The following is a 23,948-nucleotide window of genomic DNA, read 5'->3' as shown; positions in this document are numbered from 1 at the left end:
ATTTTCTTAGTTACTGATGACTGTTAATTCCGTTCTTCGGTTCTGAGCTTTGCCTTCTTCTGTTGTATTATCTGCAATAGGATTAGAAGCACCAAAACCTTTGTATTGTAATCTTTCTTTCGCAATTTTTTTACTTGATAAGAGATAGTTGACTACCGCTAAGGCTCTATCGTTAGAAAGCTTTAAGTTGTCTGCATCTTTACCAACATTATCGGTATAACCACTTATTAGGATCACCAGCTTGGGATTGTCATCCATCAGTTGAACTACTTTATCTAGCTCAATTAAGGAACCGGATTTTAGCGTGCTTTGTTTAGAATCGAAGAAAATATTATTTAAAATGATCTTTGCTCCTGCCTCAATTGGTTGTAGCGGAATATCGGCAGTAAAGAAGGAATCCGTAGTATTTATGTTGATGTTATAATTGGAAGAATAGAATAAATATCCCTTCCTGTTTACATTGAACGCATAATCTTTTCCTACGGGAAGCGTAGCTAAATAATCGCCTACTTCATTTGTTTGTACATCGCTAATGATCTGCCTTGTGACGATATCGGTTAGTTGTACAGATGAAGGTAAGCCTGCTTTTGTTTTTGCATCGAACACTTTACCTTTTACCCATAATGTTTTTGGCGGACGGATGTCTTCTCTCAGATCAAAACTATATATATCCAATTGCCCTTTGCTATCGCTTCTATCGCTGGCATAATAAGCTGTTTTGCCATCAGCTGCAACAATTAAAGAGCCTTCATCATCAATCGTATTGATAGGATAGCCGAGGTTTTGAGGTGTGCTCCAGGTAGTGTCATTTAATTTTTTAGAATAGAACAAGTCTGTACTGCCATAACCATCCCAGTTGTTGCTGCTAAAAAATAATGTTTGATTATCTGCATACATAAAAGGACATCCTTCATCGCCTTCTGTATTAATGCCAGATCCAAGATTTTCCGGAGCAGACCAATCGCCATTTGCTAAGTGATGTGTTACCCATATATCACTTTTACCATACCCGCCTCTGCGATTGCTGGCAAAGTACAGGTCTTTTTTATCAGGAGATAAGGATGGAGATGTTTCCCATGCATCTGTATTTATAGCCGGTCCAAGATTTTGTCCTTCGCTCCAGCCGTCTTTTGTTTTATGAGAAATGTACAGGTCGCAACTCCCATATCCTTCGGGATAATTACAGCCGGTGAAAACAAGCCATTCGCCATCCTGGGAAATATTCTGTGCGCCTTCATTTAAATTCGTATTTACTTTTCCTGATAAAGATGTTGCATTGCTCCATGTGCCATTAATAAGATCGCTTTCAAAAAAATCTTCGTCTGCATCTCTTAGCCTTCGAGTAAAAACCAGTCGTTTGCCATCAACAGTTATTGATGGCCAATATTCGGCAAATTTTGTATTAACGCTGTCGCCCAAATTCTTTGGGGCAAAAACATAGTTATTGTCGGAATGTTTCTTTTTATAATCAATTGCAAATTCGTATGTGCGTTTACGATAGTTACCCGCTTTTATGCTTTGTTCATTTATTTTATCGGATCTTAAAAATATATTCACAGCTTCCAGCGCTCTTTCAAATTGTCCGTCACCAGCCAAAGAAATGGAATAGGGAAGATGATATTCATATGTATAAACAGAATCTAATTTAAAAGCAGTTTCAAAATCGGTCATGGACGATCTGTAATTTTTTAACGCCGAATAAATGCCCGCTCTTGATAAATATCCGTCAACAAATTTTTTATCGATTGCTATAGCCTTGTTTATCCAGGTTAATGCTTCTGCATAATTCCCGTATTGTGCTTCCTGCACGCCTTGTGCATATAAGTCGCCCACTTTTTTATTTACTTTATCAGGATCATACCATTGTGCATTAGTGTGAAGTGTGAAAAGTGTAACGTGAAATATAAGGAGAAGTAATTTGAACGATTTCTTTTTCATTTGGCTCAGTTATCAATATTAAAATTCAATAACTAAGGTACGTTAATGTATTTATGTATCTGTAAAGACAGTTCCCATTTTGGATGGGCTTTAACATAGTCAATAATAAGTGGAGTGATAACAGCGGCTTTATCCCATTCGGGTTGAAGGTATAATTTACAAGTTGGTGAAACCAATGCGGCATATTTTTCAGCCCAATCAAAATCCGATTTATTGAAGATGACTACTTTTAATTCATTGGCTGCTGCAACTACTTCGTTTAATGGTGCTTTAAATTTTTTAGGTGATAAACAGATCCAATCCCATGTGCCGCTTAACGGCGAAGAGCCGGACGTTTCAATGTTTGTTTGAAAACCTTTTTCTTTTAAAGCCGATGTGAGATAGGTTAGATCATGCAATAATGGTTCGCCACCGGTTATGACTGCAATAGGAGAAACGTGAGAAGTAAGATCAACTTCATGTCTCACCTCTGACGTTTGACGTTTGATATCTTTTTCAATATTCGATATCAGTTCATCAATATCCAATACGGGATGCTTTGTTGCATCCCAACTGTCTTTTACGTCACACCAAACACAACCTACGTCGCAGCCGCCAAGGCGGATAAAATAAGCCGCTTTGCCTTGATGGTAACCTTCACCCTGGATGGTGTAGAAGTGTTCCATTACTGGTAATGATATCGTGGTTGCAACTTCCAATTTTATTTTCTTCAATTGATAAAAAGTGAAACACTAATTCTATAATAATAATGAGCTGATCATAATTATCCCCTTTATCAGTGTTCTATAATATTTTATTTCTGTAACGAAGCATTGTATGTATTCATCAGCAATGCCGCAATGGTCATTAATCCAACGCCACCGGGAACAGGAGTAATATAACTGCATTTAGGTGCAACATTGGCAAAGTCTACATCGCCCTTAATAGCAAAGCCCGATTTTTTTGCAGCATCAGGAACCCTTGTTATTCCTACATCTACCACTACTGCATTTTCTTTTACCATGTCAGCAGTTAAAAAGCCAGGTTTGCCCAATGCTGCTACAATTATATCTGCCTGCAAACAAAGCTCTTTTAAGTTTTTGGTATGACTATGGCATAGTGTAACGGTACAGTTTCCCGGGTTGGTATTCCTGCTTAATAAAATACTTGCGGGACGACCCACAATATTACTTCTTCCTATTACTACAGCATGTTTTCCTTTGGTTTCAATATTGTAATGTTCCAACATCAACATTATTCCATAAGGTGTTGCAGACACAAAGGTTGGTAAGCCCTGTACTAATTTTCCAACGCTTATGGGGTGAAATCCATCTACATCTTTACCCGGATGAATAACATTGATTATTTTTTCTTCGTTGATGTGTTTGGGTAAAGGCAATTGAACCAATATACCATCAATGTCATTGTCGGCATTTAATTGTTGAATGGCGTCGATCAATTTTTCCTCGTCAATACTTTCTTCTAAACGTATAAGCGTGCTTTTGAAACCAATTTCAGCACAGTTTTTAACTTTACTGGCTACATATGTTTCACTGGCGCCGTTATTACCTACCAGTATTGCTGCCAGGTGCGGTATTTTAGCGCCTTTGGACTGCGCTTCAATGAGTTTTGTTTTTAGTGAATCTTTTATTGACTGCGATACGAGTTTTCCATCTAATAATTGCATGGCGCAAAATTACTAAGATTTGACGGGCATTGTATTTTCAATTAAGTATTTATCTTATCTTGTCACTACTAAAAGGAACTGTTTTGAGAAAATTTGCGTTTTACCCCTTGCTTGGACTGCTGTTTATTCCCGTTATAATATCTGCACAATCGTTACGAGAGCCGATCTCTGCGATCTATCTTGGATTAAGTGCATATAGCACGCAGCACACGGATGTGTTTTCTTTTACAAATAACCAGGCAGCATTGGCACAACAAAAAGATGTTTCCGTAGGTGTGTATGGTGAAAGAAGATTTATGCTACAGGAAACAAGTGTATATACAGCTGCTGCAGCATTTGCAACGTCCAAAGGGAATTTTGGTATAGATCTTAAGTATGCAGGTTTCTCCGATTATAATGAAAACCAGCTTGGAGTAGCCTATGCAAGAAGCTTAGGCAAAAACCTGGATGTAGGTATTCAGTTTAATTATTACGGGTATAGCATAACGAGTTACGGAAGTAACAGTGCTATTAATTTTGAAGCCGGTGCCATTGCACATTTAACCGACCAGCTAAATGCAGGTATTCATATTTATAATCCAGTAGGAGGAAGCTTTTCTAAAGGAGATGAAAAATTAACCTCTGCCTATTCTTTTGGATTGGGTTACGAACCGTCCAACCAGTTTTATATAAGCATGGAAGCAGTGAAAGAAGAGGGTTATCCCATTAATGTCAATTCAGGAGTACAATACCAGTTTGATAAAATATTTTTTGCACGGGCAGGCATTTCTTCGGGTACATCGAGTTATTATGCCGGCGCCGGAGTTGGCTGGAGCAATTACCGGTTAGATGTCAGTTGTAGTTTTCACCCGCAATTAGGATTATCCCCGGGTTTATTATTCATTGCAAATTTTGGTAAAAAGAAAGATGAGAAGGGCTTATAGTTTGTTATTGGTGTTGTTTTTAGCCGGTTCCGGTGTAAAAGCACAGGTGGCAGATTCTATACCGGATGTGCAGGATAATCCTGTATTGGATCAGCAATTAGAAAACGCCACTTCTAATAGTGACGACAATGCAACAGAAGATGATTCTTATATTCAGCTATTGCGCCAATATGCACGCAATCGCTTAAACTTAAATACCGCCACTGCAGAAGAAATGGAAGATTTGCAATTGCTTTCTCCTTTGCAAATTGAAAATATCATTTCTTACAGAAAAGTATTTGGCAAATTTCTCAGCATATATGAATTACAGGCAATACCCACATTAGATGTAGCCACCATTGCTCAAATACTTCCTTATGTTACTGTAAATACAAATGCTGATGTATTGGCAACATTAGGGCAACGATTTAAAGGCGGCAACAGTTCTTTATTGGTAAGAGAAACCCGTGTGTTGGAAAAATCAAGAGGTTATACCGATTACCCTAAAGGGGATAGCAGCGATCATATTTATCCCGGCTCACCTGATCATCTATTGCTTCGCTATAAATACAATTACAAAAATTTATTGCAGTACGGTTTTACGGCAGAGAAAGATGCGGGTGAAGAATTATTTAAAGGAAGTCAAAAGCAAGGATTTGATTTTTATTCCGCACATTTATTTGCAAGAAATATCGGTATTATAAAAGCATTGGCATTAGGCGATTTTACAGTGAACCTGGGACAAGGTTTAACACAATGGCAAAGCCTGGCATTTGGTAAAAGTGCCGCCAACGTAATGAATATAAAAAGACAATCACCTGTGTTGCGGCCTTATAGCTCGCCGGGTGAAGTGTTGTTTAATCGTGGTGCAGGAATAACATTAGGCAAAAATAATTTTGAAGCAACGGTATTTGGTTCTTACAGAAAAATAGATGGAAGCATTAACAGCGGTGCAGACACGCTAACACAAGATGATTATTTTTCAAGCATTGATGTGGATGGCTACCATCGTACCAAAACAGAATTAGCAAATAAAAATGTTATAGGGCAAACAAGCTTTGGTGGAAATTTATCGTACAATAAAGATAACTTTCATATAGGCATCAATGCAGTACGGTATATATTTAGTACAGCTTTGGCAAAAGGCACAGATTCTTTTTCAACAGCACCCTATAATTTATATCGCTCCATCGGAGATAAGTTTGGCAACTATAGCGTGGATTATAGTTATACTTACAGAAACATGCATTTCTTTGGAGAAGCAGCCACTACCAGCACCAACCATTATGCATTTGTAGATGGATTATTGATCAGTGTTGATCCAACGGTTGATATGAGCTTCCTGTACCGGAATATTTCTCCTTCGTATCAATCGATCTATGGCAATCCTTTTATTGAAAGCTCTACACCTGAAAATGAAGAAGGCTTTTATAGCGGCATATCTATTCATCCTAACAGAACATGGACAATAAGCGCTTACGCAGATTTTTTTAAGTTTCCATGGTTACGGTTTTTGGTAGATGCTCCATCTACAGGCAGCGACTACCAGGCACAAGTGAGTTATACACCTAATAAGCAATTGCAGATATACATGCGTTACCGCTCGGAAACCAAGCCCAAGAACTATAATCCTGATGATCTTATTTTAAATCCTGTTCTGCCTGCCAACATACAAAACTGGCGCATCGATCTAAGCTATAAAGTATCACCTGTTATCACATTTAGGGCAAGACAGGAATCGGATTGGTATAAAACCAGTGAAGATGCGGAGCCCGAAACAGGCTTTTTAATGTATGCGGATGTTTTGTATAACCCTAAAGGTAGCCGCCTAAGTGGTGGTGTACGTTTACAATATTTTGAAACAGATAGTTATAACTCAAGAATATATGCCTTTGAGAATACAGTGTTGTACGGTTATTCCATTCCTGTTTTTTATGGTAAAGGCTATCGTTATTATGTCAATCTTAATTATGATGTAAGCAAACGACTTTCTTTATGGGCAAGATGGGCACAGTTGATCTATAAGGATCAAAACACCATCGGTAGCGGCTACGACATAATTCAAGGCAACACAAAGTCAGAAGTTACGCTACAGGGGATTTATCGTTTCTAGGATATAAGATCGTATATCTTTCATCCTCTCGCTGTCTCTGCCAGAAATCTTATCTTTGTTCTCCTTTAAAAAATAATTATGAGCAACAATAAGAACGAACCGCAGCCAAATCAAATCAATATAGAAATTTCTGAAGAAATGTCCGAAGGGCAATATGCAAACCTTGCTATTATTACACACAGTCATGCAGAGTTTGTAATTGATTTTGTGAACGTGATGCCCGGTACTCCAAAAAGCAAAGTAAAAAGCCGTATTGTATTAACGCCATTTCATGCAAAGCGCTTTATGAAAGCCATTACCGATAACATTAAAAAGTTTGAAGCAGTAAATGGAACTATCCAGGATATGGAAGCAGTAGAAATTCCATTTACATTCGGCGGACCAACAGCACAAGCATAGTTAAATGCCAAACAGAGCGCAGATTCCAACACCTTTAATTCAACGGTTACCTTATTGGAAATTTTGAAGCTTGGGTTTTGGAATTTGTTATTTTATTTCTTCAAACTTTAAACCCGCTTACTTGTTAGTATCTTTGATAACATAGTAAGTACGCATGGCAAAAGAAAAAAAGGCTTCGCAACCGGTAGAGCAAAATGATCTGATTGAAGTGTTTGGTGCAAGGGAGCATAACCTGAAGAATATCGATATTAAAATTCCGAAGAACAAGTTAGTAGTGTTTACAGGTGTTAGCGGTAGTGGAAAATCTTCGCTGGCATTTGATACTATTTATAATGAAGGGCAACGCCGTTATATGGAAAGCTTTTCGGCATATGCCCGCCAGTTTGTTGGCGATATGGAGCGCCCGGATGTAGACAAGATAACAGGACTTTCCCCGGTGATTTCCATCGAACAAAAAACCACCAATAAAAACCCACGAAGCACTGTTGGTACCGTTACCGAAATATATGATTTTCTGCGCTTATTGTTTGCAAGAGTAGGAGAAGCGTACAGCTACAATACCGGCAAACGAATGGTGAAGTTTAGTGAAGAAGAGATAGTAGAGAACATCTTTAAAAAATTCCGCGATAAAAAAATATCATTATTGGCTCCTTTGGTAAGAGGACGTAAAGGGCATTACCGTGAACTCTTTGAAGACATTCGCAAGAAAGGATATTTAAAGGTTCGTATTGATGGAGAAGTAAAAGACCTTACTCCAAAAATGCAGGTAGATCGATATAAAATTCACGATATAGAGGTAGTTGTAGATAGGTTGGCTGTTACCGATGATATGAAAGTACGCTTAAGCCAAAGCGTACAAAAAACATTGCAAATTGGTAAAGAGCTCATGTTTGTTTTATTGAATGATGATGATACATTGGCTGTTTACAGTAAACAATTAATGTGTGAAGATACCGGCATCAGTTACGAAGAACCTTCTCCTAACAGTTTTTCATTCAACTCTCCCTATGGAGCTTGTCCTGTTTGTAAAGGATTAGGAAATGTTTACACGATCGATATGGATGAAGTGATTCCGGATAAATCAAAAAGTGTAAGAGATGGTGCCATTGTACCATTGGGTGAAGAAAGAGAAGCAAGTGTTTTTAAGCAAGTGGTTGATTTTGCAAAGAAAAATAAGATCAGTTTAGATAAGCCGATAAAAGATCTAACACCAACACAATTGAATTTATTGTTACACGGTGATAAAGGAATTAACCCTGAGCTGGAAATGGACATGAGTGATGAAACGGTTCCTGAATTTTACACCGGCAGTTATGAAGGTATTGTTCCAATGTTGAAACGTTGGTTTTCATCTCCTGCAAGTACCGATCATTTACGTGATTGGGTAGAGCAGTTTATGGAATTAAAAACCTGTGGTACTTGTAGCGGTACAAGGCTGAAAAAAGAAAGCATCTGGTTTAAGATCGATAAAAGAAATATTGCTGAGCTAAGCGATATGAATTTAGATAACCTCGCTGCCTGGTTTGATGGAGTTGAATTGCGTTTGGATGACAAGCAAAATGCCATAGCTAAGGATGTATTGAAAGAAATAAGAGAGCGCTTACAGTTTTTATTAGATGTTGGATTAACATATCTCATGTTAAATCGTCCTTCCAGAACATTGAGTGGTGGCGAATCGCAGCGCATACGTTTAGCAACGCAGATCGGCTCACAATTACAAGGCATTACTTATGTATTAGATGAACCAAGCATTGGCTTGCATCAAAGAGATAATCATCGATTGATAACATCCCTGCAAAATCTGCGGGATATTGGTAATAGTGTATTAGTAGTAGAACACGATAAGGACATTATGTTAGCTGCCGATCATTTAATAGATATTGGTCCACGTGCGGGTAAGTATGGCGGCCAAATTGTAACACAAGGAACACCGCAAACTGTTTTAGATTCTAATTCTGATACCGCACAATACTTACACGGCAAGAAAAAAATTGAAGTGCCGAAAGAAAGAAGAAAAGGCAACGGAAAATTTATTGAGCTGAAAGGAGTAAAAGGGAACAATCTTAAAAATGTCAGTGTAAAATTTCCTCTCGGAAAATTAATATTGGTAACAGGTGTAAGCGGTAGCGGAAAATCTACTTTGATCAATGATACGCTGTATCCGTTATTAAGTCATTATTGTTACGGATCAAAAGCTACGCCTTTAGAATATAGCAGCATCAAAGGTTTGGAGAATATAGACAAAGTAATTGAAATAGACCAGGCACCGATCGGCCGAACACCACGCAGCAATCCGGCAACTTATTGCGGCTTCTTTACGGATATAAGAACATTGTTTGCATCAGTGCCTGAAGCAAAGATTCGGGGTTACAATGCAGGGCGTTTTTCATTTAATGTAAAATCCGGAAGATGTGATGTTTGCGAAGGCGGCGGTATGCGTGTGATCGAAATGAATTTTTTGCCCGACGTTTATGTGCATTGTGAAAAGTGTAATGGCAAACGTTACAATAGAGAAACATTAGAGATTCGTTACAAAGGAAAATCCATCAGTGATGTACTGGATATGACAGTGGATGAAGCGGTTGAATTTTTTCAACCTGTGCCTTTTATCTATCGTAAAATAAAAGTATTGCAAGAGGTAGGGCTTGGCTATATAACACTTGGGCAAAGTGCTGTAACATTGAGCGGCGGCGAAGCACAACGTGTAAAACTAAGTACAGAATTAGGAAAGAAAGATACCGGTAAAACTTTTTACATCCTGGATGAACCTACAACAGGACTGCATTTTCAGGATATACAACATTTGATAGATGTTATCACAAAGTTGGTTGACAGAGGCAATACCGTTTTAGTAATTGAGCATAATATGGATGTTATAAAAGTAGCAGATCATATTATCGATATTGGTCCTGAAGGCGGCGATGGTGGCGGACAGGTTTTGTTTGAAGGGCTTCCGGAAGATCTGATTAAAGTAAAAGAAAGTTATACAGGATTGTATCTGAAAGAAGAATTAAAATAGAAATTCTCTAGCTTTATTTATCTAAAGGCTTGCTAAAGTATAATGAAAATGTAGAATTGATAGACATTCTATACATCAGTATAAATTCCACAATATTTAATAGTACAAGGATCATAGGTCAAAAAAAATAATTGGCAAAGGATGTTAACGAAGTCTTTTAAAATTGTGGTTTCAGGGGCATCATTCATCGTACAAGAATGTACATCGTTTGTTCCCGGGGGTTTAACTTCTGTTAGATCGCTTTGCCAAAAACTACTTAGGGTACGGGTTGTTTATTATTTATATTCCAGGGTTAGCTTTCCGCTTTGTAACTGATAATCGTTGCTGAAACATTGGTACAAGTACGTTCCTTTTTGTAAGTCTGTCAGCGTTGTTTCAGTTTCTTTGTTGATGGCTATTTGTTTGATCAAAGTGCCATCAGCTGAAAAGAAATACAGTTGTAATGGGGAGGCAATATCTGCCTTTACCAATACGGTCAATTCTTTTCTATCTGCGTTTTGCTTAAATAAAACAGCAGATTTTTTTAAACTTGTTTTTGTGAAAACCGGGTCGTGATCGCCCGCTTTTGAGCGGTTGTAAATCATTACCAGCAAAAAGCACGTAATAAGTATTATAACTTTTGAAACGGCTTGATTTGCATGAAATTTCTGTTTCATAGTTTACAGTTTTGTAGGGTACGGATCTTAATATCTGTGCGGGCAGCTTGTCTGCCTCATTGCTCTTCTTTCGAAACTGCTTTCGTAAATGGGTCCTAAACGAAAGCCGATCTTAAATAGAAACGAAAAATATGCATCCGTATTGTTCGGATTGCCTCTTTGTACTCCAGGCGTATACCTGCTCGAGCCTGCAACATATATCCCGTCTGTTTTATCATTTATCTTTTTTGCTATTGCTGCATCTGCCGGAGAAAGATATTTATCGAATAATGAAGGATCTATATAGTATGTACTTACATCATCTATATAATCCGTAAAAGTTTTCCGGTACAAAACTTCCAAACTAATATTTGTTCTGTCTGATACAAAATATTTTAAGCCACCTCCATACGGAATGTTCATTTGCGTAAGACTATATTCCTTTCTGTCGGGATATTCCGCAAAGCCTTCACCTTCTGTATGCAATGGTTTAAGATCATACCAGGTGGTGCTTCCATCCGGGTTAGTCAATGAGCCTACCGGGTTAAAATGAAAAGCACCGACACCTGCAAATAAATAAGGGCGTAATCTGGGCGCATAGTCATCTCCCATGTTTTGATGCATTAACATTAAAGGAAATAATTCCACTGCTCCGTATACTTCCCAGATATCAGATTTAAAATCAAGATTCCGTTGTTTACGATACAGTTCATCAGAACCATAATTATGGATCAGGTCATCTCTTCCTTCAACATAAGTGTATTGACCTGCCAATCGAAAGCCCAGCCAATTATTCGGATATACCGAAACAAAGCCGCCTTTCATTAATTTAGTTACGGAGAGATTTATATCTTTTACGAATTTGGTTCCATAACCTTTACCGCCTCCGAGATCTCCTAAGAAAAAAGTAGGACCAAAGTTTAATCCAACTTCTGCTTTAAAGTTTTCGTTACCAAAAATAAAATGCTGAGAAAAAGATTTCGTGAATAAGCACAGACATAGCGCCAAGGCAAATATGCCTTTTTTCATAAGCGGATGTAGGTGATTTTTCATTTAAATTCTTTTGGGCGTTTGGATGCAGATTGCTCTGCGCAAAAGATTTAAACGGTAATGAAGATTAATTATTGTATTAAAAACCCCTGATTATGTTCGGAAACTACTATGGATAACAATTATTTGATATAAAGCAAATGTGTGAGACATGAAACGTCAATCGTGAAATAGTTAACAGTATATTAAGATGTAATACATTCTGCATCTCACATTCACTATTTTATGTATTGCAAAACCTCCTCGAGTTGAACCGGCTTTTGCTGATCATCTATCTCAATAACAATATAATATCCTTCTGCACCCCCGGCTCTTTTGATGGCATCTGCTAATTTTTGCTGGTCACTTTCCTGTCGGTGTCCATCTGCATCGCTCCATATTTCTTTTGTGCAAAGACAGCCTTGAGTTGGCGTTAACGGGTAAAATGTTTTTTCTTTATAATATTCAGGATTGATGGTAGTGCCGTGTGCAATAATTTCTGTTCGACCGACAGCACCGGCATAATAAGTTTGATATAACGATTGATATTCTTTTAATCCGCCGGGTAATATTTTTTTATACCAATCTTCTGTCCAGGCGGAATCAGTAATGGTAGAATCATTAAAGAATTTTTTCAGGCTCGTTTCAAATGGCATGGTCAATTGAATGTTTTTTGTTGGCCCGATGAAATCCGCTTTGGATACATCAAAGCCATGCATTCTAAAAACGCCTTGAGGAGTGTTGCCATTGGTAATATAGAAAGGTAGATTGCTTACACTCCGCGCCAATTGCGGAACATTGAAAATTGTACCATCGTCATTGGTAACAAAATTTCCATCTCCATTTTTTATAATAACAATCCCCGGATAATTCCTGTTCTTACGTTGAATAGAATAAGCAACCACATTCTTTTTAAGGTATTTTTTATCCAGTAGCGGTGCTAAAATTCTTTCTTTAGATATTTTTTTTTGCCTGGATAGTTGAATGAAGATCACCTTAGAAACACTGTCTTCATTTTTATACCATGAATATAAATTATTGGCAGTAGAGAACTTATCCCAGAGATAATCATCCGTTTCTTCTGATGAATTGTTTTGACGTAAATATTCTGCGCACAAAGCAAATACTTTTTCGTCGGCAGTTTGTTCTATTAAATTTTTAACCTCATTCACAAAATCATTGGGATAATTAGCATACACTAATTCTAATAAAGCTTTTTGAAAATGAATGCTATGCTGTAGTATAGTATCAAAAGCAAAATGCACACGGTTCAATAGCCAGGGCGATTTGTATTGTAGCAGTTCCATTGCCCATAAGCCGCCTTCCCAATTGTCTTCGGTAGAATCAGCTATTGGCAAAGAAAGATTTCTATTGATGTAGCCGATGATGTTACGCTGAGTGGTTTCCCTGTTTTTTTTGATGGCGCCTTTATAATAAGGAGCTACATCTGTTTGCGAATAAGTAGTAACAGCAATAAAAGAAAAAATAAAAGGGAAAATATATTTCATGTACTTGTTCCGGTTAATCCTGTCAAATATAACATAGCTTCACCAATTCAATCTTTGCGCCTTTGTCTTCTTTGCGCTCTTTGTGTGAAACAAAAATTAATAACCATACTTATCTTTCCAAAGAGATTTTAAATGTTTACGCAACTCTTCTTCTCTTGCGTTTTTACCGGGGTCATAAAATGTTGTGCCGCTTAATTCTTCCGGTAAATATTCCTGCCGAGAAAAATTATTTTCATAATTATGAGAGTATTCATAATTCTTTCCATAATCCATATTCTTCATTAACCTGGTAGGCGCATTGCGAATAGCCAATGGTACCGGTAGGTCGCCATGCTTACTTACTGCTGCTAAAGCTTCGCCAATAGCCATATAGGCTGCATTGCTTTTTGCACTTGCTGCTAAGTAAGTAGCGCATTGCGATAAAATAATTCTTGATTCAGGATAACCGATCTTATTAACTGCATCAAACGTTGCGTTGGCCAATAATAATGCATTAGGATTTGCATTACCTATATCTTCACTTGCCAATATCACCATTCTGCGGGCAATAAACTTTACATCTTCACCACCTTCTATCATCCTTGCCAGCCAATATACAGCAGCATTAGGGTCGCTGCCGCGGATGGATTTTATAAAAGCTGAAATGATATCATAATGTTGTTCACCTTTCTTATCGTAAATGGCAATACGCTGCTGCGCTATCTCCATTACTTTGTCATCAGTGATGATAGCATTCTCGCCCAATGTTTCTGTAACAAGCTCTAATAAATTCAACAGCTTTCTTGCATCACCCCCTGAAATATTTATTAATGCTGCCGTTTCTTTTAATTCAATATTTTTTTTGTGTAAGATCTTGTCTTCTTTAATAGCATGTTTCAATAATGCGATCAAATCATTTTCATCTAATGATCTCAATACATACACCTGGCAACGACTTAGCAAAGCGCTGTTTACTTCAAAAGATGGGTTCTCTGTAGTAGCGCCGATCAAGGTGATAGTCCCTTTTTCAACAGCAGCCAACAACGCATCCTGCTGACCTTTATTAAAGCGATGGATCTCATCAATAAATAAAATAACGCCTACTTGCTTCTTTGCCATATCAATCACCTCACGTACTTCTTTTACGCCACTGCTAATGGCGCTTAAAGTATAAAATGGAACCTTTAATGTGTTGGCAATAATATTTGCGATGGTGGTTTTACCAGTGCCCGGCGGTCCCCATAAGATCATGCTGGGAACTTTGCCATGTTCAATGGCAGTGCGTAAAATACTTCCCTTACCGGTAAGATGTTGCTGACCTGCCAATTCATTCAACGACGATGGACGTAATCTTTCTGCTAATGGTGCTGACATTGGACATTGAAGTTAAGAAGAATCTTTTTTGAAATATTCTGCTTAATTTCATTTTAATAGAAATTCAGCAATAATGGGAGAAAGCCCTTTAACAGAAGATTCAACTTTTGTTGTAAAAGAGTCAGTGATCATTGATTTTATTTGTGCTGCGGTTTTTACAGCGATGGCAATAAGTGCACTGATGTACGATAACAATATAGATTCCGGCAATAGGCTTTTTATTAAATCACTTGGGTTTTGTATAATACCGGCAATTTGGTTTTTAAAAAGAGGGATCCAGAATAAAACATCTTTCGCCATTAATAAAACAGGCATTTATTTTTATAAAAACTTTGTTACAGATTGGCAGCATTTTAAAACAGCTTATGTAACACAAAAGGAAATAACAGGTAGTGTTTCAGATAATTTTATCCTGGTAGTAGAATATTATAAAGACGGCGAAAGTGGTTTTTTCAAAAGAACCTTTCCTCTTTCAGCAACACAAGATAAAGCAGATGAAGAGATCATGGCTGCTATAAACTTTTTTGCAAAACTATCTAAAGGCTATTAAGAGTTTTTATTTGCTTTTGCATAATAACAGTTTGGTTATTATGATAATTCACCCTGCTTAGCTCTTTCCATCCTTCTTTTAAATACAATTCTTCAGCGGTGAAAGTATAAAGATAAAGATCAACGAATCCTTTTTTTGAGGAAGTCGACTCTATTTCTCGTAATAATAGCCTGCCATAACCTTTATTTCTATGATCGGAGGATGTATATAATAATGCTATCCAGGGCTGCAACTTTTTATAATGAGGAAATGATTGATGTAGCCCAACATTATTATAGAGTCCGCCCGTTGCAACAGGAATATTGTCAATAAATAAAACCAATTGGAACAAAACATCATCACCCGACTGATGTTGTAGACGATGGATTGTTCTTTCTTTTGGAATTTTCCATTCTTCAAAATACCAGTCTGCAATTTTTTCTATTAATGCTTTATCAAATGAAGTAATTGTATGAAATGTGGTATCTGCCATTTCCTATTTCAAATCCAATTTGATCTGTAATTCATCAAACTGTTTATCATCAATAGTAGATGGTGCATCCAGCATCACATCACGTCCGCTGTTATTTTTAGGGAACGCAATAAAATCGCGGATACTTTCACTTCCACCAAGTATAGCACACAAACGATCAAAACCAAAAGCCAAACCACCATGCGGAGGAGCGCCGTATTCAAATGCACCTAACAAGAAACCGAATTTATGTTGCTGTTCTTCTTTATCCATTCCTAAAGCAGCAAACATTTTTTCCTGCAATTCTTTTTGAAAGATCCGGATAGAGCCACCGCCGATTTCATTTCCGTTCAACACCATATCATATGCATTTGCTTTGATATTGGCATAAGGATGTGCCAAATAATTTGCAGCATCCTTAATAACAGGATCGTTATTGATCATCACATCAATCTGGTCAGGCTTTGGCGATGTAAACGGATGATGACGGGCAACCCAACGATTATCTTCCTCTGCATATTCAAACAAAGGAAAATCCAATACCCACAATAATTTATATTCATCGGATTTGCGTAAGCCTGATTTATCTGCCATGTACATACGCAGATCGCTGGTGGCTTTTCTTGTTTTTTCTTCTGTACCTGCAAGAATTAAGATCAGGTCACCTGGCTTTGCATTAGCTGCAGTGGCAATCGCTTTCAATTTATCCTCACTATAGAATTTATCTACGCTGCTTTTATATGTACCATCAGTATTTACTTTAATAAACACCAAACCTTTCATTCCTATCTGCGGACGTTTAACCCACTCTGTTAATTCATCGGTTTGTTTACGTGTGTATTCACTTGCACCTGGAATTGAAATAGCAATGACTGTCTCAGCTTCATCAAACACTTTAAAATCTACGCCATTAATTAAAGAAGCATTGTCTGTTTTATTAGTAAAGACAGTTGAAGGCTTTTTAAGGTTCAATAGTTTTATATCGAAACGAATATCAGGTTTATCATTACCATAATTCCACATAGCATCTTCCCATGTCATGCGTTCAACTTTCTCTGTGTAGTCGATATTCTTTACGTCTTTAAAAATCCGTTTGATCAAACCTTCAAACATGTTTAAAATATCTTCCTGTTCTACAAAGCTCATTTCGCAATCTATCTGTGTAAACTCAGGCTGACGGTCAGCACGCAGATCTTCATCTCTAAAACATTTTACAATTTGATAGTAACGATCGTAACCGCTTACCATTAATAATTGCTTAAAGGTTTGTGGCGATTGAGGCAATGCATAAAACTGTCCCGGGTTCATTCTCGACGGAACCACAAAGTCTCTTGCACCTTCAGGAGTTGATTTAATTAAGAAAGGAGTTTCAATATCCATGAAGCTATTTTCATGCAAATAATTTCTTGCACTGCGATTTACAGAGTAACGCAATTCTAAATTTTTCTTAACTGCATTTCTTCTTAGATCAAGATAGCGATATTTCATTCTTAGATCATCACCACCATCCGTATCATCCTGAATAGTAAAAGGAGGAACAACTGATTTATTTAAGATTGAAAATTCAGTTACTGTAATTTCAATTTCTCCTGTTGCTATGTTAGCATTTTTGTTGCTGCGTTCATTCACCGTTCCTTTTACCTGTAACACAAATTCTCTTCCTAAGGGATTGGCATCTAATTGCGCATTTAAGCTTTCTGAAAATAATAATTGTGTAATGCCATAACGATCACGGATATCAATAAAGGTGATGCTTCCAAACTTGCGAACGGTTTGCACCCATCCGGCAAGCGTTACTTCTTTTTTTACGTCTGTTAATCTTAATTCGCCACAGGTATGAGAACGATACATTGTTATTGTTAATTTAATAGTTCAATAGAATGTTTCACACAAAACGCAAAGTAAATAAGTCGCTAAGAAAACTTTGTCTCTTTGCTCCTTAGCGTCTTTGCATGAAATAAGCGTGCAAAGATAATAAGCTGCGATTAAAGAAATAGAAACAAAAAACCCGTCAGAACTTCTGACGGGCTATTCTTACTATCATACAGCAGCATAATTATTTTGTAAGCGCATTGACCTTTTTAGCCAATTTGCTTTTCAAGTTAGCAGCTTTATTTTTGTGTATTGTACCACGTTTAGCCAATTTGTCGATCATAGAAGCCACTTCCGGTAATTTGTCCGAAGCTTCTTTCTTTGCGTCAACCGCTCTGATATCACGAATAGCATTACGGGTTGTTTTTCCGTAATAACGGTTACGCTCATTGCGCTTGCGACTTTGACGAACGTCTTTTTTGGTAGCTGAGTGATTTGCCATCTAAATTTTAAATTAGGGCTGCAAAGATAGGGATTCGTAATCAATATTGCCAATTAATACTAATCTTTTTTAGCAGCTAGGCTGGGTTTTTTTGAAAAATTGAGGAAAAATTGGCTTTCCAACACAATTTCTTACTGCATCGCAACGTATAAATGACCGATATTTGCACTCATATTTTAAAAAAATGAAGGACTTCCAATATATTACGAGCTCTCACCCTGCTTACATCGAAAATTTATACCAGGATTTTGTTAAGAACCCCGAAAGTGTGGACATTGAATTACGCCACTTTTTTGAAGGGTTTGATTTTGCGGTTACTAACAATGCCGCAGTTCCTGCTGTAAATGGCAATGGTGCTAATGGACATGCTGTGGCAACTGCTTCTAATTTGGATAAAGAATTTAATGTTTACCAGTTAATATTAGCATACAGAAGAAAAGGACATTTAATTGCCAAAACAAATCCTATCCGGGAACGCAAAGACAGGCAGGCAAACCTGGGTTTGGAAAATTTCGGTTTTACGGATGCAGACTTGAATACAGAGTTTGAAACAGGAAAGTTTGTTGGACTTGGGAAAACTACTTTAAAGAATATAGTAGCGCATTTACAAAAATGTTACACCAATCATGTAGGTGTTGAATTTAGTGCTGTTAATAGTCGTAGAAAAAGAGACTGGATCATTGATGCCGTTGAAAAGCGAATGCTGGAGCCGGTTACATTGGACAAGAAAAAAAGAATACTGCAAAAATTGAATGAAGGGGTGATGTTTGAAAAATTCCTTCATACAAAATATGTCGGTCAAAAAAGATTTTCACTGGAAGGTGGGGAAACAACCATTCCTGCATTGGATGCTATCATTAATACTGCATCGGCAAATGGAGTACAGGAAGTAGTGATCGGTATGGCGCATCGCGGACGATTGAATGTGTTGGCGAATATTTTAGGTAAAACTTACGAGCAAATATTTAGTGAATTTGAAGGCACATCTACCCCAGATACAACAATGGGTAGTGGCGACGTAAAATATCATATGGGCTTTAGCAGTGAAGTTGAAACGGACACCGGTAAAAAAATTCATTTAAAACTTTGCCCCAATCCTTCGCATTTGGAGGCGGTAGATCCTGTGGTGGTGGGCTTTGCACGTAGTAAGGCAGATGTTTTATACAATAGTGATTTTGACAAGATATTGCCGATATTAATTCATGGAGATGCTTCCGTTGCAGGACAGGGGATTGTATATGAAGTATTGCAGATGAGTAACCTGAAAGGTTACTACACCGGCGGTACGTTGCATTTTGTTATTAATAATCAAATTGGTTTTACAACAGACTTTGATGATGCACGCAGCGCAGACTATTGTACTTCTATTGCGTCAATGGTAAAAGCGCCCGTATTGCATATTAATGGGGATGATCCGGAAGCAGTAGTAAAAGCGGTTGAACTGGCTACCCAATATCGCCAGGAGTTTAACAGCGATATCTTTATTGATATGGTTTGCTATCGCAAACATGGACATAATGAAGGGGATGAACCTAAGTTCACGCAACCTCAATTATATAGTTTGATCGATAAGCATTTAAATCCTCGTGAAGTTTATACGCAATACTTAATGCAGAATGGCGAGCCGGATGCACAGGCATTAGCAAAGGAAATGGAGAAAAAGTTTTTGGCAGACTTACAGGAACGCTTAGACGAAGTAAAACAGAATCCATTACCATACACGTATCAAAAACCGGAAGAGTGGTGGCAAAGCCTGCGCAGAGCAACAACAGATGATTTTAATGCATCACCTTCAACAGCCATTAGCGAAAAAGATTTTACGTTGTTATTTGATGCGCTGATGAAATGGCCGGCTGATTTCAAGCCTTTGCGTAAAGTTGAAAAACTGTTACAGGATAAAATAAAGTTGTTTCAAGACGAACATAAAGTAGATTGGGCAACAGGTGAATTGATGGCTTATGGAAGCTTATTAATAGAAGGTAAAGATGTTCGCATGAGCGGACAGGATGTAAAGAGAGGAACATTCAGCCATCGTCATTCGGTGATCTATGATGAAAATACGAATGCTGCTTATAATAGATTAGATCATTTTACAGAAATGCAGGCGCCTTTCCGTATTTATAATTCTTTATTGAGTGAATACGGCGTATTGGGTTTTGAATATGGGTATGCAATGGCAAATCCCAATGCATTGGTTATTTGGGAAGCACAGTTCGGCGATTTCTGCAACGGCGCTCAAACGATGATTGACCAGTTTATTGCTGCTGCTGAAACCAAATGGCAACGCATGAACGGCATTGTTATGTTGTTACCGCACGGCTATGAAGGACAAGGTCCTGAACATAGTAGTGCTCGTATGGAACGCTTTTTACAAATGTGTGCAGAAATGAACATGGTGATTACCAATGTTACAACTGCTGCAAATCTTTTTCATGCTTTCCGTAGACAATTAGCATGGCAGTTCAGAAAGCCATTGATCAATTTTTCTCCAAAAGCAAACTTACGCCACCCGGGAAGCTACAGCAGTAAAGATGAATTTATTAATGGAGGATTTAAAGAAGTAATAGATGATACGGGAGTAACAGATGCAACACAAATCAAAAAAGTATTGTTGTGCAGCGGTAAAGTTTATTTTGATCTGTTAGAGCGTAAACAAAAAGAAAATAGAAATGATGTAGCGATCGTTCGTTTGGAACAAATTTATCCTTTGCCACAAAATCAATTGGATGAGTTGTATAAAAAATACAGCAAAGCTATCTGGCATTGGGTACAGGAAGAGCCTTTGAATATGGGCGCTGCTACTTTCTTGCGTATGAATTTAAAGAACATTAATTTTTATATTGTAAGTCGTGCTGCAAGCGCAGCTACCGCAACCGGCTATTCTAAGATTCACGCAAAAGAACAGGCACAAATAATTGATACCGCCTTCAGCATATAAATTCAACACATTATAGCAATAAAAAATCCCGTCATTTGACGGGATTTTTTATTGAATTTATTTTCTTATTAATTCTTAAAAATTGTAAGGATTGAAGTCTCTGTTCCGGCGCTAACTTTTAATAAGTAGCTTCCGCTTGCTAAGCCTTCCATCTGTAAAGTGTTAGTATTACTTCCTTTTATTCCTGAAGTTTGTAATTGTCTTAATTGTTTTCCTGTTGCATCTGTTAAACTAAAAATGATATTACCTGCTTTTGTCAATGACGTTGAAACTGTAAGAACATTCTTAACCGGGTTAGGGAAAACACTGATAGCTAAGCCATTTAATTTAACGGTTCTTATTTCAGTGTAAGTTACCTGTCCTGATTTGTCAACTTGTTTAATTCTGTAATAAATAGTTCCGTTAGATTGTAAGATTGAAATATTTGCATCAGTATAGCTGTAATTATTATTAGATGAACCACCTTTTATAGCTGCAGTAGCAATTTTTGAGAAGCTGGTACCATCAGTACTTCTTTCAATTTCATAATGATCGGTATTTGCAGACTCGTTGGCTACAGACCAGGTTAAATTAGCATTATCTGCATTTTTAACAGCATTAAAAGCAGTGAATTTAACAGGAACAATAGCGTTTGCTACACCATATAAAGAAGTACAATTTGTGCTTGGATCGTTTGCTCCACCGCAATTGTGAAGATTTGGATCTGATATTGATACTCCATAGAATGGATTAGAATAGTCTGTTTGATCAGTACCGCCTGGGGCTATGTAACAATAATCGAAGCCGGAAATGCCTCCCGCAGCAAGCATTGCCAATGCTGCGTTAGTGGTTGTTGAATTAGTCCTTACTAGATTGAACGTAGCAAGCAATACTTCTGTATTGCTAGGGAAATCTATTGTTCCGGTTGATCCTAACCCGTTGTAAGTATAAATATCATAGCCGGTAGCATTTATCGTAATAGTATTGTGTAACTGTGCATCGAATGTTTGGCCGCCGATAGGTGAACTTATTGTAACAGTTGGTTGCGGAGATAATGAGGAAGGCAATACCAAACATAAAGTAAGGTTGCTAGCTCCTAATATTCCGGAAATAGTTGAGCCTGATATATTTTTTGCATATACATCTACACCATTGGCAGCATTAGCTTTTGCTGTAAAAACAATATTTTTTGTTCCTTGAGCAAAGACCATTGTACTAAATAGAGAGACAGCTATAAATGTTAGAATTTTTTTCATGATTACTTTTTGAAATAGTTTTTTTAAAATTAATTAGGTAAAACTTGTGTTTTGCTGGAGCTTGCGTTGCTGCTTAAAACAGTACTTAAAATGTAAGACGCGTCATTAGAAGGACCACTATATCTAACTGAGCCGTTCAAATTCACATCTCCGACATTATAAGAGCTTACTGATGAGCTTGCATTTCCGCCCAATACTGTACTTAAGATATAAGCAGGATCATTACTTGGTCCACTATATTTTACACCTGTATTACCATTTGCATTACCTGCATATAATATAGCTACTCCGCTTACAGTAAGATAATTAGTTCCGGCTGTACCTAATAAATTTGATGCAGATGAACTGAAATCAAGTGGGGTAGCAGTTGATTTTGTTTCAGACAATGCCTTTGAAGTTGTAGCAGGATTTATGCTTAATCCTAAGTGATTACGATGTCTAACGGCAACAACATAATTTCCTGCAGGTACATTATTAAATGTAACAGGGCTAACACCATCTATATCTACTATATCGCCATCACTTTGCAATAAAGCGCTTCTTGTTTGCAAAACAGCATTTCCGCTGGTTGCAGTATTTCTTAATTCAAGAAATATCCAATCAACAATATTGTCGTTTACATTAGACTGTGTTGCCAATACTGTTGAGGAAATTGTTTCTACGCCTGTATTGGCTGTATGGGTAAAGCTTGTATTGTATGGAGCAGTTCTGTAAGGATCTGATAAAGGGAAAGAAGGAAGTGTTCTTAATGTATTAGTCATTACACCTGAAACTGTATTATAAGCTCCCTGCAAGAACGCTTTTGCTTTTAATAAAACAAAGCCATCCATTCCGGTGATCTCGCCACTTGCAGTTGCAACAGGTGCAGTAATTTGTTTAGTGCCTGTATTTATTGTAGTTGTAGCTGAGCTCCAATCAGTACCATTATAATAGTAACCTTTTAAATTACCTAAAGTGCCTGTAACATCGCTTGCATCATATTGCCCTGTAACGGTTAAAGTGCCGGTTACATTGGTTTTAGTAACAGGCCAATAAGCAGTTACATAATCAGAAATATGCGGAGGACTGTTAGGATCCAGAGTAGCAAGGTTACGTATGCCAACGCTTGCATTTGTATTTACTGCACTGGTTGTAACAAATGCAGGGCGGTAAATAGTACCAGAACCAACAGGAACTTCTTTTTTTGTTACGATAGAAGTTAATTGCTGAACAACCTGTCCTGTTCCGTTCGTTTCTAAAAACTTGCTCGCACCTTGTCCGCTGGTAGTAGCTACATCAGCTAAAGTAAGGTTGTAATTGCCCAATGTTATTTTACCATTGGTAAAAGTTAATGACTTTGCCACTTTAATATCGCTGGCAAGAGTAGCATTGGTAGCATTATTTATTTCAAGATTATTAACGGCGGTTCCTTTTAGGTCAACAGTTTGGTTCGCAGTTCCGTTTAATAATAACTTACCGTCACCCTGGATGTCGGTATTACTCGTAACGTTTCCCTGAACACTGACAGTAGCACCTGCCTGTATATAAAGCGTTGCGCCATTAATGCTTAACTGGGCCTTGCTTTCATTGCAAAAAAATAATGCAGCGACTGCGAAAAGCGCTTTGGGGAATTTTTTTTCTTTCATAATGTCAAAGCAGTTTTTTAAATTAATATGTATTAAGTACACTAAGCAACAATAAAAATAGGTTTTTTTTGGATATGGCAGAAAATATATTGGGATATATTAAATATATATTCAAAATTAAAGATAAAGGTATTTATGTTGACTTTTAAGGTATTTAATAGGATGCCGGGATAAAAAAATATCGTGTCTGCAAATATCAGAAAATATTGATTCCAATTATAGCAAATTAGCTGCCTTAACGATTTGTTCTCAATAAATTAGCCATTTCTGCAA

18 protein-coding genes are annotated in these 23,948 nt (G+C 37.4%); 6 read left to right on the top strand and 12 right to left on the bottom strand.

Going from position 1 to position 23,948, the window contains the following annotated elements; genetic code table 11:
- Positions 1-6 precede the first annotated feature (6 nt).
- From K9M53_RS14230 to K9M53_RS14220, 3 genes are all read right to left on the bottom strand, one after another.
- Complete coding sequence (locus K9M53_RS14230) at positions 7-1,938, bottom strand: OmpA family protein (protein WP_224016106.1); 1,932 nt, start codon at positions 1,936-1,938, stop codon at positions 7-9.
- A gap of 32 nt (positions 1,939-1,970) precedes the next feature.
- The gene (locus tag K9M53_RS14225; protein WP_224016104.1) at positions 1,971-2,603 is read right to left on the bottom strand and encodes a 7-carboxy-7-deazaguanine synthase QueE; all 633 of its coding nucleotides are present in this window, start codon (positions 2,601-2,603) and stop codon (positions 1,971-1,973) included.
- A gap of 128 nt (positions 2,604-2,731) precedes the next feature.
- Positions 2,732-3,604, bottom strand: coding sequence for a bifunctional 5,10-methylenetetrahydrofolate dehydrogenase/5,10-methenyltetrahydrofolate cyclohydrolase (locus K9M53_RS14220; protein ID WP_224016101.1), 873 nt, complete (start codon positions 3,602-3,604; stop codon positions 2,732-2,734).
- Between the two features lie 83 nt (positions 3,605-3,687).
- On the opposite strand from K9M53_RS14220, the gene K9M53_RS14215 reads away from it, so the two are divergent.
- The 4 genes from K9M53_RS14215 to uvrA all read left to right on the top strand — a co-directional run bounded on the left by K9M53_RS14215 (position 3,688) and on the right by uvrA (position 10,037).
- The gene (locus K9M53_RS14215; protein WP_224016099.1) at positions 3,688-4,527 is read left to right on the top strand and encodes a PorV/PorQ family protein; all 840 of its coding nucleotides are present in this window, start codon (positions 3,688-3,690) and stop codon (positions 4,525-4,527) included.
- Positions 4,511-6,619, top strand: coding sequence for a ComEA family DNA-binding protein (locus K9M53_RS14210; protein ID WP_224016096.1), 2,109 nt, complete (start codon positions 4,511-4,513; stop codon positions 6,617-6,619). The genes K9M53_RS14215 and K9M53_RS14210 overlap by 17 nt, the downstream gene beginning before the upstream one ends.
- A 78-nt stretch (positions 6,620-6,697) precedes the next feature.
- Entirely contained in the window at positions 6,698-7,018 is a 321-nt protein-coding gene (locus K9M53_RS14205; protein ID WP_224016092.1) for a DUF3467 domain-containing protein, read from the top strand.
- A gap of 154 nt (positions 7,019-7,172) precedes the next feature.
- Positions 7,173-10,037, top strand: a complete 2,865-nt coding sequence (gene uvrA / locus K9M53_RS14200; protein WP_224016089.1) for an excinuclease ABC subunit UvrA — start codon at positions 7,173-7,175, stop codon at positions 10,035-10,037.
- A 275-nt stretch (positions 10,038-10,312) separates the two neighbouring features.
- Here uvrA and K9M53_RS14195 read toward each other — a convergent pair whose 3' ends face one another.
- From K9M53_RS14195 to K9M53_RS14180, 4 genes are all read right to left on the bottom strand, one after another.
- A complete protein-coding gene (locus tag K9M53_RS14195) occupies positions 10,313-10,693 on the bottom strand; it encodes a T9SS type A sorting domain-containing protein (protein ID WP_224016086.1) in 381 nt (126 codons plus the stop codon).
- 27 nt (positions 10,694-10,720) lie between these two features.
- On the bottom strand, positions 10,721-11,725 hold the full coding sequence (locus K9M53_RS14190) for a hypothetical protein (protein ID WP_224016084.1): 1,005 nt from the start codon (positions 11,723-11,725) through the stop codon (positions 10,721-10,723).
- Positions 11,726-11,940: 215 nt separating this feature from the next.
- A complete protein-coding gene (locus K9M53_RS14185; protein WP_224016082.1) occupies positions 11,941-13,209 on the bottom strand; it encodes a hypothetical protein in 1,269 nt (422 codons plus the stop codon).
- A 96-nt stretch (positions 13,210-13,305) separates the two neighbouring features.
- A complete protein-coding gene (locus tag K9M53_RS14180) occupies positions 13,306-14,562 on the bottom strand; it encodes a replication-associated recombination protein A (protein WP_224016079.1) in 1,257 nt (418 codons plus the stop codon).
- Between the two features lie 73 nt (positions 14,563-14,635).
- On the opposite strand from K9M53_RS14180, the gene K9M53_RS14175 reads away from it, so the two are divergent.
- Positions 14,636-15,112, top strand: coding sequence for a hypothetical protein (locus tag K9M53_RS14175; RefSeq protein WP_224016076.1), 477 nt, complete (start codon positions 14,636-14,638; stop codon positions 15,110-15,112).
- On the opposite strand, the gene K9M53_RS14170 is transcribed toward K9M53_RS14175, so the two are convergent.
- The 3 genes from K9M53_RS14170 to rpsT all read right to left on the bottom strand — a co-directional run bounded on the left by K9M53_RS14170 (position 15,099) and on the right by rpsT (position 17,877).
- On the bottom strand, positions 15,099-15,584 hold the full coding sequence (locus K9M53_RS14170) for a GNAT family N-acetyltransferase (RefSeq protein ID WP_224016073.1): 486 nt from the start codon (positions 15,582-15,584) through the stop codon (positions 15,099-15,101). The genes K9M53_RS14175 and K9M53_RS14170 overlap by 14 nt on opposite strands.
- A gap of 3 nt (positions 15,585-15,587) precedes the next feature.
- Entirely contained in the window at positions 15,588-17,414 is a 1,827-nt protein-coding gene (gene aspS, locus K9M53_RS14165) for an aspartate--tRNA ligase (protein WP_224016070.1), read from the bottom strand.
- Between the two features lie 205 nt (positions 17,415-17,619).
- The gene (rpsT, locus tag K9M53_RS14160) at positions 17,620-17,877 is read right to left on the bottom strand and encodes a 30S ribosomal protein S20 (RefSeq protein ID WP_224016067.1); all 258 of its coding nucleotides are present in this window, start codon (positions 17,875-17,877) and stop codon (positions 17,620-17,622) included.
- 184 nt (positions 17,878-18,061) lie between these two features.
- On the opposite strand from rpsT, the gene K9M53_RS14155 reads away from it, so the two are divergent.
- Entirely contained in the window at positions 18,062-20,815 is a 2,754-nt protein-coding gene (locus K9M53_RS14155) for a 2-oxoglutarate dehydrogenase E1 component (RefSeq protein ID WP_224016064.1), read from the top strand.
- Positions 20,816-20,883: 68 nt separating this feature from the next.
- On the opposite strand, the gene K9M53_RS14150 is transcribed toward K9M53_RS14155, so the two are convergent.
- On the bottom strand, positions 20,884-22,050 hold the full coding sequence (locus tag K9M53_RS14150; protein WP_224016061.1) for a T9SS type A sorting domain-containing protein: 1,167 nt from the start codon (positions 22,048-22,050) through the stop codon (positions 20,884-20,886).
- 29 nt (positions 22,051-22,079) lie between these two features.
- Positions 22,080-23,675, bottom strand: coding sequence for a hypothetical protein (locus K9M53_RS14145; RefSeq protein ID WP_224016058.1), 1,596 nt, complete (start codon positions 23,673-23,675; stop codon positions 22,080-22,082).
- Positions 23,676-23,948 lie beyond the last annotated feature (273 nt).

It is taken from the genome of Ferruginibacter albus (assembly GCF_020042285.1).
GTDB classification, from domain to species: domain Bacteria; phylum Bacteroidota; class Bacteroidia; order Chitinophagales; family Chitinophagaceae; genus Ferruginibacter; species Ferruginibacter albus.
The sequence above is the reverse complement of the archived record's forward strand: the minus strand, read 5'-3'. Positions and strand labels throughout refer to the sequence as shown.